This is a genomic window from Saccharopolyspora soli, assembly GCF_022678645.1.
GTDB classification, from domain to species: domain Bacteria; phylum Actinomycetota; class Actinomycetes; order Mycobacteriales; family Pseudonocardiaceae; genus Saccharopolyspora; species Saccharopolyspora soli.
The window spans coordinates 213,030-225,366 of sequence record NZ_JALBWV010000005.1 but is presented as its reverse complement, the minus strand read 5'-3'; the positions used below and the strand labels follow the sequence as shown (position 1 = coordinate 225,366).

The following is a 12,337-nucleotide window of genomic DNA, read 5'->3' as shown; positions in this document are numbered from 1 at the left end:
GTTTAACCCCCCCCCCCCCCCCCCCCCCCGGGGGGGGGGCCCCCCCCCGGGGGGGGGGGGGCGCCCCCCCCCCCCCCCGACCCCGTTTGCAGCGGAGCGACCGGTGACGGGGTGCGCGACCCAGGGGCTGGGTGTGCGGTCACTTCCGGGTGGCGGTGATCAGGTGGCGTGCTCCTTGGCGGAGGAGGTCCGCGGCGACCCATGCGCCGAGGCTGGCCGGGTCGTCAGTGGGTCCCCAACTGTGGGAGCGGACCCATTGCGAGCCGTCGCGGTTGAAGACCATGCCGAAGAGGCTGAGCTGGTCGTCCGCCGTGGTGTGGGCGTGTCCGGCGATGGGGCTGTTGCAGTGGCCTCGGAGCATGTGCAGCATCGTTCGCTCGGCGGTGATGTGCTGGGCGGTGTCGGGGTCGTTGAGTTCGTCCAGCAGGGCCATGACCGGTTCGTCGGCGGTGCGAGCCTGGACCCCGATCACGGCCGCGCCCACGGCCGGGACCATCGCCGGGTTGTAGTCGTCGATCCACGCGGTGGGCAGGGTTTCGGTGATCCGGTGATCCAGGCCGACGCGTTGCAGTCCGGTGCGGGCCAGCAGGATTGCGTCGTATTCCCCGTCGTCGAGTTTCTTGATCCGGCTGTGCACGCTGCCCCGGATCCGTTCGATGATCAGGTCCGGGCGGAAGACGGACAGCTGGGCGCGTCGCCGGACAGCAGAGGTGCCGACTTTGGCACCGTCGGGCAGGTCGGCCAGCGGGCGGCCGTCGTGGGTGATCACGACGTCGTGGACGTCGCCGCGCGGTAGGTATGCGCCGAACGCGGTTCCCTTGGGCAGGGGCACGTCGCCGGGGACGTCCTTCATGGAGTGCACCGCGATATCGACTTTGCCGGAGATCAGCGCTCGGTCGATTTCCTTGGTGAAATTGCCTTTTCCGCCCAGCAGCGACAGGTCACCGGTCCACAGGTCGGCGGAGGTTTCGATCCCGACCGGTTCGATGGCCAGGTCGGGGACGTGGTGCTTGATGACGTCGGCGACCCGTTGGGTTTGCGCTTTTGCCAGCGGCGTCGTGCGGGTGCCGATGCGCAGCGGCGCGTCGGTGAACCGTTCCCGGATGTCGTCGATCATCATTCCAATTGCTGTGCTCATCGTGGTGGTGCGCTCCGATCGAAAAAGGCTGTGCGCATCTTCCCGCGCACTGGAAACACGTATTCACCGGGTAGTTGTTGGCAGTCCGGCCCGCAACGGTGGCTCTTGGCGTAATCGCGGACGGAGACCTCGACGCACTCCGCGCAGCCAGTGCGCGGCACCGGTCGGACGGCCAGGTTCGTGACCGGCTGTCCGCAGAAGGTGTTGTGGAGTCGAGGTGGGAAAGGAGGTGGAACCAACTCCCACCTCGTATCGACGGCCTGCCGTTGATCGATGGCTGCGCTGGTCAGGAGTCCAGCGGTCACGAGCAGGGAGACGCGAGGAGGAGTGATGGCACGTCAGTCGGAGGCGGTCATGGATCGGCGTCGTGCCCTCGGTGCAATGCTTGCGAAACAGCGGGAGTCTGCCGGTGTTCAGCAGAGCGAACTGGGCAGGAGGACTCACTACTCGCGAATTTCGATATCGCACATCGAAGCCGGTCGGCAGTTTCCGTCGCGCGACTTCTGGAAGACGGCGGACGAGACCTGCAAATGCGATGGGGCACTGCTTGCGGAGTACGATGCCGTTGTCGCGGAAGAGAATTCGAGCAAGATCGCGGACCTGATCGCCCGGCAGTCTTCGTCCCCCAGCTGCGGACGTCCCGTCGAACCACTGGCGAGCGCTGGAAGTCGTCAAGGCAGTGGAGTCGCGCCAACTCCGGGAGGCGCGTGATCTGCGCGAAGCCTACGAAGCGCTGCCGCGCCGTTAACTCGCGCCGTACTGCGCGCGACTATGCCCTGCGCAGGGCCTCCTCTGCGAAATGGCAGGCGGCGAGGCGGTTTTCAGTTCCGATTTCGCGCAGTGGTGGGGTTTCGTGGTTGCAGGTGTCCTGGGCCATCCAGCAGCGTGGGTTGAAACGGCAGCCGGTTGGCGGGTTCACCGGGGACGGCGGTTCGCCCGCCAGGATTCGGCGGTCCGCTAGCTGTCCCCGGTTCGATCTCTCCGATGGGGGCGCCGCCGACAGCAGGGCTTGCGTGTAGGGGTGGGCCGGGGCGTCGTAAATCGTTGCGGTGTCGCCGATTTCGGCGATGCGTCCGAGGTACATGACCGCTACCCGGTCGGCGATGTGGCGGACCACGGACAGGTCGTGCGCGATGAAGACGATGGTGACGCCCAGCCGCTTCTGCAGGTCGCTGAGCAGGTTGATGACCTGGGCCTGCACCGAGACGTCCAGCGCGGACACCGGTTCGTCGCAGACCAGGACGTCCGGGTGCAGTGCGAGGGCCCGCGCGATCCCGATGCGCTGCCGTTGACCGCCGGAGAACTGGTGCGGGTACCGGCTCATCATCTCCGTGGAAAGTCCCACCAACCCGAGTAATTCGGCAACCCGTTCCTGGCGTTCCGCGCGGGTTCCCGAGCCGGTGGCGGCGAGTGGCTCGGCGATGAGGTCCAGCACGGTCATCCGCGGGTCCAGCGAGGCGTACGGGTCCTGGAAGATCATCTGCACGCCCTCGCGCAGCCGCCGCCGATCGCGGCTCCGACCTGCCGTCACGTCCTCACCGCGGTAGATCAGTCGGCCGCGGTCCGGGCGTTCGAGGCCGACGAGCATGCGCGCCAGGGTCGACTTGCCGCAGCCGGATTCGCCGACGACGCCCAGCACTTCACCGCGTCGCAACCGCAGGCTGACGCCGTCGACGGCGGAAACCCGGCTCCGACGCGGGAACGAACCGACGGAGTAGGTGCGCGCGAGGTCTTCCGCCCGCAGGACGACGTCCTGGTCCTCCGCGACGGCTACGGGCGTTTTCCGGTCAACCGGCAGACTCACTGAGCATCACCTCCGACTGGTGGCACGCGGTGGCCCGCGCGGCACCGATGGGCACCAGGTCCGGCCGGATGGCCCGGCACTGGTCGACGACCCGGTGGCAGCGCGGGTGGAACGGGCAACCGGTTGGCACCCTGGTCGGGTTCGGCGGTGCACCGGGGATGGTGAGCAGGTCCTCGCCCCGGCGCTCGATCCGCGGGACCGAGTGCAGCAGCGCCTCGGTGTAGGGATGCGCCGGGTGGGTCAGCACCGCGTCCGCGTCGCCCTGCTCGACGATGCGGCCCGCGTACATCACCGCCAGCTCGTCCGCGACCTCGGTGACCACGGCCAGGTCGTGCGTGATCAGCAGCACGCCCATGTCCAGCCGCTCCCGCAACCGCCCCAGCAGGTCGAGGATCTGGGCCTGCACGGTGACGTCGAGCGCGGTCGTGGGTTCGTCGGCGATGAGCAGTTCCGGTTCGAGTGCGATCGCCATCGCGATCAGGATGCGTTGCCGCATGCCGCCGGAGAACTGGTGCGGGTAGTCGCCGACCCGGCGTCGCGGGGCGGGTATCCCGACCAATCCGAGCAGGTCCACCGCGCGGGCCGCGGCAGCCTTCCTGGATGCTCCACTGTGGACCCGGAACAACTCGCCGAGCTGGTCACCGATGGTCAGCACCGGGTTGAGCGCGGACAACGCGTCCTGCAACACCAGGCTCATTCGCTGTCCGCGCAGGTCGCGCAGCCGCCGTTCGCCGAGCTCGCGGAGATCGGTGCCGCCCAGCGAGATCTCGTCGGCATCGACCCGCGCGCCGGGGCCGCTGAGCCCCATGACGGCGCGTGCCGTCACCGACTTGCCCGAGCCCGACTCGCCCAGCAACGCGACGAGCTTGCCGCGGGCGACGTCGAGGTCCACCCCGCGCACTGCGGGTACTACGCCGCGCCCCGCGGTGAAGGAGACCGAGAGACCCCGGACCCGGAGCGCGGGTCGGGCCGGGGTGTCGTCACGACGGGTCGGCTGCGCTTGCACGGTGCCATCTCACATGACTCGTGTTGCCGATAAGTTTCATCTATTCGCCAAATCTGCCGTGATTGAACATAGTCGTTGACATCGGCGCCGAATAATGATGACACTCTGCGGGATCAAACCGGACTGAGTCAACCGCCGAGTCCCCCCGAAGCGTCGGCTCGCGGCACCGAGAACCGGTCCTCGCGAACACGAATGGAGAGCCACGTGCTCGAACCCGCCGCCCGATACACCGGCTACACGGCCTACGAGTACCTCGAAGCAGGCAAGGACTACCGCGAGTTCGCCTACGCCACGCAGATCGGCCGCGTCCCCGAGTACGCCGGTCTCGAACTCACCACCGAGCAGGCCGAGCGCACCCGCCGCCTGCTGCGGGAGGAAACGGTCATCTCGCTGCACGAGCACGTCCAGGTCTTCCCGGAAGACATGGGCGAACTGCGCGAGCACATCAAGCAGGGCCGCGAACCCACCGGGTACCAGGGGCTGTCCCGCTCCGGCCTGACCGCGGTGTTCGACAACGGGATGGACGGCACCTGCTGCATCAGCTCCGACGCGGGCTGGAAGTACCAGGACGTGCTGTTCGACCTCGGGGTGCGGATGGCCGACCTCGCGCACCAGGACTTCGTGATCAAGGCCGAGAGCGTCGCCGACATCGAGCACGCCCAGCAGACCGGTCGGATCGCGCACATCTTCGCGCTGGAGGCCGCGACGCCGATCGAGAACGAGATCGACCGGCTGGACGTGCTGTACGGCTTCGGCGTGCGGCAGATGGGCATCGCCTACTCCGAGGCGAACCTGCTCGGCAGCGGGCTGAAGGAACGCGGCGACGGCGGCCTGACCTACCTCGGCGATCGCGCCGTCGAGCGGATGAACAAGCTCGGCATCGCCATCGACATCTCGCACTCCGGCGACCGGACCGGCCTGGACGTGATCCGGCGGTCCAAGACACCGGTGTTCATCACCCACGCGGGCGCCCGTTCGGTGTGGCCGACCAACCGGATGAAGGACGACGAGACGATCAAGTCCTGCGCCGAACGCGGTGGCGTGATCGGCATCGAAGCGGCCCCGCACACCACGCTGTCCAAGCAGCACCCGCTGCACTCCATCGACTCGGTGATGGACCACTTCACCTACTGCGTGGAACTGGTCGGCATCGAGCACGTCAGCTTCGGGCCGGACACCCTCTTCGGCGACCACGTCGGTCTGCACGACGCGTTCGCGGCCAACCTCTCGCTCGGCCAGGCGCACGGGTCGGTGGAGTACCAGAAGGTGCCGTACGTGGACGGTTTGGAGAACCCGGCCGAGGGCTTCTACAACATCATCGGCTGGCTGGTGAAGCACGGCTACAGCGACGACGAGATCCGCCTGGTCGTCGGGGGCAACACGATGCGGGTCCTCAAGGAGGTCTGGGTCTGATGCCCCGGTTACCGATAGCGGCTCTCGCCGCGGCGGCGCTGGCGGGCGCACTGCTCGCGGGCTGCGCGCCCAGCAGGCCGGAGTCCGGTGGCCAGCCCGCCACCGACGCGACGATGACGATCGCCACCACCACCGACGTGGTCAACTACAACCCGCTGATCGGCAACAGCCGCAGCGACAACTGGATCACCAACCTGATGTACCCGCACCTGCTGAGCATCGGCGCGGACGGCAAGAAGGAGCCGCAGCTCGCGCAGCGCTGGGGGTACACCGATCCGACCACCGGCTACTACGAGATCCGACCGGACATGAAGTGGTCCGACGGCACCCCGCTGACCGCCAAGGACGTCGCGTACACGCTCAACGCGGTCAAGCGGGACGCGCCGTCCGGCACGCTGTACGGCCAGTTGACGAACCTCGCCGCGGCGACTGCGGTGTCCGACACCCGCGTCGAGGTCAAGCTCAGCCAGCCGGACTCCTCGCTCATCCCGGAAGTCGGCTTCTGGGGCAACATCGTCCCGCAGCACGTGTTCGAACCCGCCGGTTCGGTGGCGAAGTTCGCCAACGACGGCAGCGGCGGCGGCTGGGTGAGCGCGGGGCCGTACAAGCTCACCAACGTCCAACATGGACAGAGCTACACGCTGGACCGGGTCGACAACTACCCGTTGGTGCCCGGCGGCAAGCCGAAGTCGGCCAAGATCGTCTACCGGGTCTACCCCGACATCAACACCGAGATCCTGGCCCTGAAGAACGGCGACGTGGACGTGATCGCCAACGCGCTGCCACCGGCCCAGGTCAAGGAGCTGCAGAACACCTCCGGGATCAAGGTGGAACAGGTGCCCGGTCTCGGGTACGCGCAAATGGCCTACAACATGGACCGGCCCGACCTCGCCAAGAAGGACGTCCGGCTCGCGCTCGCGCACGCGGTCGACTACGACGCGATCCGCCGGGTGGTGTTGCAGGGCCAGGCCGTCTCCACCGGCTCCAACCAATTGATTCCGGTGCTCTCGGAGTTCCACGACAAGTCGATCACGGAGTACGAGCACAACCCGGAGCTGTCCCGCCAGCTGCTGACCGGAGCCGGGTACCAGGCCGACGCCGCGGGCAACTTCCCGCTGCGCTTCCGGCTCATCTACTCGTTGCAGGATCCGGTCACCGCGCAGTGGGCGACGCTGGTCAAGGACGGCGCGGCCAAGGCGGGGATCACGATCGACCTGCAGGGCCTGGAGCGCAACACCTACCTGTCCATGCGGGACAAGGGGGACTACGACATCTACGCCGGGAACTTCGCGATCATGGACGATCCGGCGACGAACATGGCGCTGGCCTACCTGCCGGACGGGTCGATCAACTACGGCCACGTGGACGATCCGCGGCTGACCGACTTGATCAACAAGCTGCGGGTGACCTTCGACCAGCAGGCGCAGATCCCCATCGCGCGGCAGGCCGCGAAGCTGGTCCGCGACGAGGTGTACGACAACATCATGTACACCCAGAACCTCTTCGTGGCGCATCGCGCCAACTGGCAGGGCTTCAGCGTCGAGCCCAGCGAGCTGCTGTCCATCGTCAACCCGGTGTCGGTCGCCTCGGCGACCAAGGTCGGCTAGTCGGGAGGCGCCCGGATGTCGCTGTCGTTGTTCGTGCTCAAGAGGTTGGGCCGGGGTGTTCTCACCATCTGGTTCGCGGTGACCGTGACGTTCCTGATGCTTCGGTTGCTGCCCGGTGACCCGGCACTGGCACTGGCGAGCCCGAACATGACACCCGAGATCCGGGCGACCATCCTCGCCCAGTACGGGCTGGACCAGCCGCTGCCGGTGCAGTACGTGGACTACCTGGGCCAGCTGGTGCAGGGCAACCTCGGGACGTCGTTCACCCAGGGCGTTCCGGTACTCGGCGTATTGCTGGACCGGCTGCCTTGGACGTTGTTGCTGGCCGGATCGTCGTTGCTGGTCACAGTGCTGCTCGGGATTCCGCTCGGGGTGCTGGCGGCGGCCCGGTCCGGCGGGTTGTGGGATCGGGCCGTGCAGGTCGTCTCGGTCACCGGGCAGTCGCTGTTCATCCCGAGCCTGGGCATCCTGCTGCTCTACGTGCTCGGCCTGCGGCTCGGTTGGTTCCCCATCGGGGGCGCTTTCACCGACGGCACCTACGAGATGGAGTGGTACCTGAGCGTGCTCCAGCACCTCGTGCTGCCCTGCCTGTCGCTGGTGGCCGCGCAACTGGGCGCTTACGTCCTGACGATGCGCTCCACGCTGATCGAATCGCTCGGCGCGGACTACGTCGTCCTCGCCCGCGCGAACGGTCTGCCCTACCGGCGGGTGCTGTGGAAGCACGCGCTGCGCAACGCCCTGCTGCCGACCACCACGCTGGTGGGCCTGCAACTGGGCTTCCTGGTCGGTGGCGCGGTGCTCATCGAGACGGTCTACGCCTATCCCGGAATCGGGCGCGGCATCTACGAAGCGGTCACGCAACTGGACTTCCCCGTGCTGCAGGGCGCTTTCCTGCTGCTCGCGGCGACGGTCGTGGCCGCCAACATGATCACCGACATCGTCTACGGCGTGCTTGATCCCAGGGTGAAGACGTCGTGAGGGGTGCAGAGATGACAACCTCCGAACCCGTGTCCGCGGACGCACCGCAACAGCAGGCGGCGGCTGGCGATATGCCCCGCGCCGCGCTGGCCACCTGGCGCGGTTTCCGCCGGGAGCCGCTGGGCCTGGTCGCCCTCGCCGTGCTCGTCCTGCTGGTGGTCGTGGCGCTCGCGGCGCCGCTGCTGGCCACCTATCCGGCCGGATACGGCGATGTCGTCCTCTCGCCGCCTTCCGCCCAGCACTGGTTCGGCACCGACAGCCTCGGACTGGACGTGTACGCCGAGGTGGTCTGGGGAGCCCGGCAGAGCCTGCTGGTGGCCGCGGCGGCTTCGCTGATCGCCATCCTGGTCGGCACGCTGCTGGCGGTCGTGGGCGCCTACTTCCCCCGGCTCGACGGGGCGATCGGGATGCTCGTCGACCTGATCCTGTCCCTGCCGATCCTGCCGCTGATGATCCTGGTCGCGGCGCTGGTCGGGCCGAGCACGATGACCATCATCGTGGTGATCGCGGCGTTCTCCTGGCCCGAGGTCACCAGGGTGGTGCGGTCGCAGGCCCTCGCCGTCGTGCGGCTGCCCTACGTGGACGCCGCGCGCCTGATGACGAACTCGCCGGTGTGGATCATCACGCGGCACATCGTTCCGGCGGTGACCCCGCTGATCCTGGTGTCGGTGGTGCTCACCGCGTCACGAGCCGTGCTGTCCGCCGCCGGGTTGGCTTTCCTGGGACTCGGTGACCCGAACACGTGGTCGTGGGGGCGTATCCTCTACGAGACGCAGCAGGCTGGTGCGATGTCCACCGCGTGGTGGCTGCCGCTGTTCCCGTCCCTGGCGATCTTCCTGCTGGTGCTCGCCTCGACCCTGCTTTCGACGGCGTACAACGACGCCCGAAACCCGCAGACCAGGCGTTGACCGGATGAGACTGTCTTCCGAACTCGTTTTGAGTTGCGGTGCGGGTAGCGGAACGTCAGACACCGTCTCGCTGTGGGATCCCCGACATCATGAATGCCAATTCACCACGTCGGGGCGGCTTCGCCGCTTCAAGAACAAGAGCAAAGACAGGCACTCGGACGAATCGGGAGCATGAATGTCCACACAGGACGGTTCGAAGGACGGGGTGTCGCCGGAGTTCGCCGCCGCCGACACGACCGCGCAGTTCGTCGAGATCAACGGCAACCGGCTGGCGGTCGAAGTGCTCGGCCCCGAGGACGCACCCGTGCTGATCGCGCACCACGGGGCGCCGGGTCTGGGGTCCCGAGCGGAGCCGCGGGCCAGCTTCGGCCGGCTCGCCGACACCTACCGGGTGGTGGTGTTCGACGCCCGCGGTTCCGGCGAGAGCGAAGGCAACGGGCCGTACAGCCACGAGCAGTGGGCCGCCGACATCGACGCGCTGCGCGAATGGATCGGGGCCGAGCAGATCATCATGGCCGGTGGCTCCTACGGCGGCTTCATGGCGATGGAGTACGCCACGCGCTATCCGCACCGGGTGCGTGCCCTGGTGTTGCGGGACACCTCTCCGGACAACTCGCACGAGGAGCAGGCGCGGGCCAACGCGCTCGCCTCCGCACGGGTGCAGGTCGACCAGGAGAAGCTGGACCGGATCTTCGAGGGGCAGGTCCGGGACGACGACGACCTCCGCGACTGCTGGCGCGAAATCCTCCCGCTGTACGACTTCCACTACGACCCGGCCACGGTCGAACAGCGGGTCCAGGCAACGCCGTACCGTTACGAGGCCCACAACTACGCGTTCTCGGTGAACATTCCGCAATACGATCTCAAACCGGTGCTCCCGTCCGTCACCTGTCCGACGTTGATCACCGTTGGCAGGACGGACTGGATCACCCCGGTGGCGTGCAGCGAGGCAATCGCCGGACTGGTACCCGGCGCCCGGCTGGTGGTCTTCGAGAAGTCGGGGCATTCACCGCAGATCGAGGAGGCGGAAACGTGGACGAGGACGGTGCGGGAATTCCTGGCCGAGGTCTGCCCGGTCCCGCCCGCCGCGAATCCCGCAAGTTGACCGGGCTCGACACGGTCGACGACCTCAGCAGGCGAATCGTCGTGGCGCTCCAGCAGGACGGGCGGGCGAGCTGGACGGCGATCGCCGCCGCCTGCGGCACCTCGGTGCCGACGGTGGCCCGGCGGGTCCAGCAGCTGGTCGCCGACGGGGTGGTCCGGGTCGCGGTGATGCCCAGGCTCGGCAGCACCGGTCCGGTGGAGACGTTCTTCGTCCGGATCGGTTGCCGACCCGGCACCCAGCTGGAGGTCGCCGCGCAGCTGGTGGCGCGCGACGACGTCCGGTGGGCGGCGCTGATCACCGGGCCGTACGACATCGCGGTCGAGCTGGTGGTCGACGCCGGGCCGACCCGGTACCCGAAGACCATGCTGGAGCTCCAGACGATTCCGGGGGTCGAGCGCTGGTACAGCGATCTGCTGTTGCACGTCTACAAGGTGTCGCACGACTGGAGCCGCCAGCTGCTCGGCGACGAGACCGGCGGCGGGTCCCAGGTCGCCGAGCCGACGTTGTGCGAGCCGTCGCACCTGGACCAGATCGACTGGGCGATCCTGGCCGTGCTGCGGGAGAACGGGCGGGCCAGCTTCAAATCCGTCGCGGACGTCCTGGAGCTCAACGAGAGCACCGTGCGGCGGCGGTTCGAACGGATGACCGGCGACGGCTGCGCCACGGTGGTCACCATCGTCCCGGCTGCGGCCCTCGGGCTGGAGGCCGAGACGGTGCTGACGGTGAGCGTCGAACCGGCCAAGCTCAACGAGGTCGCCGACGCCATGCGGCGGCACCGGTCCGTCCGCTACCTCGCCGCGACGCTGGACGGCAACTCGTTGCTCTGCGAGGTCATCGCCACCTCGACCAAGGGGCTGTTCGAATTCACCACCTCCACCCTGGCCAACCTGCCGGGTGTGGTCGGGTGGAGCGCGTCGGTGGAACTGCTGTCGCTGAAGCGGGGCTTCGTGGAGACGCCGTGGTGGCGCGACCAACTGGCCGAGCACCTGGCCGACGATGTCGCCTTCGAGGGGTTCGGCGTCGGATCGGCTGGCGCCGAGGTCGGGCCGCGCGGTCAGCGGGGCTGGTAGAGCGCGCTGCCCTTGACGTAGTCGTCCCACGGGATGGTCCAGTCGGCGATGTCGCCATCCGCCGGGGTCAGCGGCCGTTCCGAACCGATGATCTCCACCGGATCGCCCATCTGCACGAAGTCGAAGTACCACTTGCCGTTGGCCGGTGAGAGGTTGATACATCCGTGCGAAACGTTGGCCTCGCCCTGCACGCCGACGGTTGCCGGGTTGACGTGCACGAACTCCCCGTTGTTCGAGATCCGCACGGCGTGCGGGAGAACTTCGTCGTAGTAACCGGGTTGGCCCTTCTGCGGCCCGCCCCAGGTGTCCGAGCGCATCCGCACCGAGGTGTGCTTCTCGAAGGCCACGTGGATGCCGTACTGGGTCGGGTAGACGCTGCGGCCGTAGGAGGCGGGGAACTGCTGGACCTGCTGGCCGTCCTGGAAGACGGTGAACATGTGGGTGTTCACGTCGCCGACCGCGCGCTGGTCCCGCCCGATGACGAAGTTGGTCTCGTGGTCGGCGGTTCCCATCACGCCGCCACCGGTGTCCACGCCGTACAACTTCGCGCGCACGCGGACCTTGGTGCCCGGTTTCCAGTACTCCTTGGGACGCCAGTTGACCTGGTCATCGGCCATCCAGTGGAACGAACCCTCGGTCGGTACCGACGGCTCGACCGACAGGCGGCGTTCGACGGCGGCCCGGTCGGTCACCGGCTTGCTGAAGTAGATCGACACCGGCATGGCGATGCCGACCGTGTCGCCGTCGGTGGGTCGGGTCCGGTCGACGGTGACCGTGTCCACGGGCGTGGCGGTGCTGAAGGTGGAATTCAGCGGGATGGACAACCGCTGGTCCTCGTCCTGCGCCTGGGCCTGCACGTGGTAGGTCGTGCCGAACCCCAGCGGCGCGGTGCTGCTCCACCGGCGGCCACCGGGCTCCACCGCACCGGGCACCGGCGCGCCGTTCGCGGTCACGGTGACCGAGGTGAGTGTGCCCTGGTGAGCGTTGACGACCAGCGGCTCGCTGGGAGCGACCTGTGCGGCCCGATCGGGTATTGAGGCAGTCACCGTCGCAACGGACGGCTGCGGTCCGAAGCAAGCCGTCAGTGCGAAGGCGAGCACGCCCACGACGGTGATGCGCCACGCTGTTGCAAACCGCATCCCAGCCCCCAGTCCAGTAGCTCGACGTCGGAAACCACTGTCCGGGGCCAAGTGCAAGTTCTCAACACGATCATGTAACCCGATCCCGCGACCTCCCAGCCGCACCCCCGCAAACCCACCCGACAAGCCCCCACAGGGGTGACGTCACGGGGTGAGGGGCACCTGTGAC

The 12,337-nt window shown here is 68.1% G+C and carries 11 protein-coding genes; 7 read left to right on the top strand and 4 right to left on the bottom strand.

Features of this window, described 5'->3' with window-relative positions; translation table 11 throughout:
* Positions 1 to 139: 139 nt before the first annotated feature.
* Positions 140 to 1,138, bottom strand: coding sequence for a hydroxymethylbilane synthase (gene hemC, locus MOQ72_RS05985; RefSeq protein ID WP_242181064.1), 999 nt, complete (start codon positions 1,136 to 1,138; stop codon positions 140 to 142).
* 273 nt (positions 1,139 to 1,411) lie between these two features.
* Between hemC and MOQ72_RS05980 the strand changes: the two genes are divergently transcribed.
* The gene (locus MOQ72_RS05980) at positions 1,412 to 1,849 is read left to right on the top strand and encodes a helix-turn-helix domain-containing protein (protein WP_308197850.1); all 438 of its coding nucleotides are present in this window, start codon (positions 1,412 to 1,414) and stop codon (positions 1,847 to 1,849) included.
* Between the two features lie 58 nt (positions 1,850 to 1,907).
* Here the strand turns inward: MOQ72_RS05980 and MOQ72_RS05975 are convergent, their stop codons facing one another.
* Both MOQ72_RS05975 and MOQ72_RS45105 read right to left on the bottom strand, forming a co-directional pair.
* Positions 1,908 to 2,942, bottom strand: a complete 1,035-nt coding sequence (locus tag MOQ72_RS05975) for an ABC transporter ATP-binding protein (RefSeq protein WP_242181063.1) — start codon at positions 2,940 to 2,942, stop codon at positions 1,908 to 1,910.
* Positions 2,926 to 3,948 (bottom strand): ABC transporter ATP-binding protein, encoded by a 1,023-nt coding sequence (locus MOQ72_RS45105; protein WP_242181062.1) that lies wholly within the window; start codon positions 3,946 to 3,948, stop codon positions 2,926 to 2,928. Before MOQ72_RS45105 ends, MOQ72_RS05975 begins: the two co-directional genes overlap by 17 nt.
* A gap of 204 nt (positions 3,949 to 4,152) precedes the next feature.
* On the opposite strand from MOQ72_RS45105, the gene MOQ72_RS05965 reads away from it, so the two are divergent.
* The 6 genes from MOQ72_RS05965 to MOQ72_RS05940 all read left to right on the top strand — a co-directional run bounded on the left by MOQ72_RS05965 (position 4,153) and on the right by MOQ72_RS05940 (position 11,029).
* Entirely contained in the window at positions 4,153 to 5,361 is a 1,209-nt protein-coding gene (locus MOQ72_RS05965; RefSeq protein ID WP_242181061.1) for a dipeptidase, read from the top strand.
* Positions 5,361 to 6,968: an ABC transporter substrate-binding protein gene (locus MOQ72_RS05960; protein ID WP_242181060.1), complete on the top strand. Its 1,608-nt coding sequence runs from the start codon at positions 5,361 to 5,363 to the stop codon at positions 6,966 to 6,968. The genes MOQ72_RS05965 and MOQ72_RS05960 overlap by 1 nt, the downstream gene beginning before the upstream one ends.
* A gap of 15 nt (positions 6,969 to 6,983) precedes the next feature.
* Positions 6,984 to 7,946 carry an ABC transporter permease gene (locus tag MOQ72_RS05955; protein ID WP_242181059.1) on the top strand — a complete coding sequence of 321 codons (963 nt, stop codon included), beginning with the start codon at positions 6,984 to 6,986 and terminating at the stop codon, positions 7,944 to 7,946.
* Positions 7,947 to 7,957: 11 nt separating this feature from the next.
* Positions 7,958 to 8,854, top strand: coding sequence for an ABC transporter permease (locus tag MOQ72_RS05950; RefSeq protein WP_242181058.1), 897 nt, complete (start codon positions 7,958 to 7,960; stop codon positions 8,852 to 8,854).
* 175 nt (positions 8,855 to 9,029) lie between these two features.
* Entirely contained in the window at positions 9,030 to 9,959 is a 930-nt protein-coding gene (locus MOQ72_RS05945; protein ID WP_242181057.1) for an alpha/beta fold hydrolase, read from the top strand.
* Complete coding sequence (locus MOQ72_RS05940) at positions 9,887 to 11,029, top strand: Lrp/AsnC family transcriptional regulator (RefSeq protein WP_242181056.1); 1,143 nt, start codon at positions 9,887 to 9,889, stop codon at positions 11,027 to 11,029. Before MOQ72_RS05945 ends, MOQ72_RS05940 begins: the two co-directional genes overlap by 73 nt.
* Here the strand turns inward: MOQ72_RS05940 and MOQ72_RS05935 are convergent.
* On the bottom strand, positions 11,014 to 12,168 hold the full coding sequence (locus MOQ72_RS05935) for a L,D-transpeptidase (protein ID WP_242181055.1): 1,155 nt from the start codon (positions 12,166 to 12,168) through the stop codon (positions 11,014 to 11,016). The genes MOQ72_RS05940 and MOQ72_RS05935 overlap by 16 nt on opposite strands.
* Positions 12,169 to 12,337 lie beyond the last annotated feature (169 nt).

Excerpts from the sequence above, each read along its gene's own strand:
- MOQ72_RS05960 (WP_242181060.1), top strand. The coding sequence starts at position 5,361 with ATGCCCCGGTTACCGATAGCGGCTCTCGCCGCGGCGGCGCTGGCGGGC.
- hemC (WP_242181064.1), bottom strand. The coding sequence starts at position 1,138 with ATGAGCACAGCAATTGGAATGATGATCGACGACATCCGGGAACGGTTC.
- MOQ72_RS05955 (WP_242181059.1), top strand. The coding sequence starts at position 6,984 with ATGTCGCTGTCGTTGTTCGTGCTCAAGAGGTTGGGCCGGGGTGTTCTC.
- MOQ72_RS05980 (WP_308197850.1), top strand. The coding sequence starts at position 1,412 with ATGGCTGCGCTGGTCAGGAGTCCAGCGGTCACGAGCAGGGAGACGCGA.
- MOQ72_RS05935 (WP_242181055.1), bottom strand. The coding sequence starts at position 12,168 with ATGCGGTTTGCAACAGCGTGGCGCATCACCGTCGTGGGCGTGCTCGCC.
- MOQ72_RS05950 (WP_242181058.1), top strand. The coding sequence starts at position 7,958 with ATGACAACCTCCGAACCCGTGTCCGCGGACGCACCGCAACAGCAGGCG.
- MOQ72_RS05945 (WP_242181057.1), top strand. The coding sequence starts at position 9,030 with ATGTCCACACAGGACGGTTCGAAGGACGGGGTGTCGCCGGAGTTCGCC.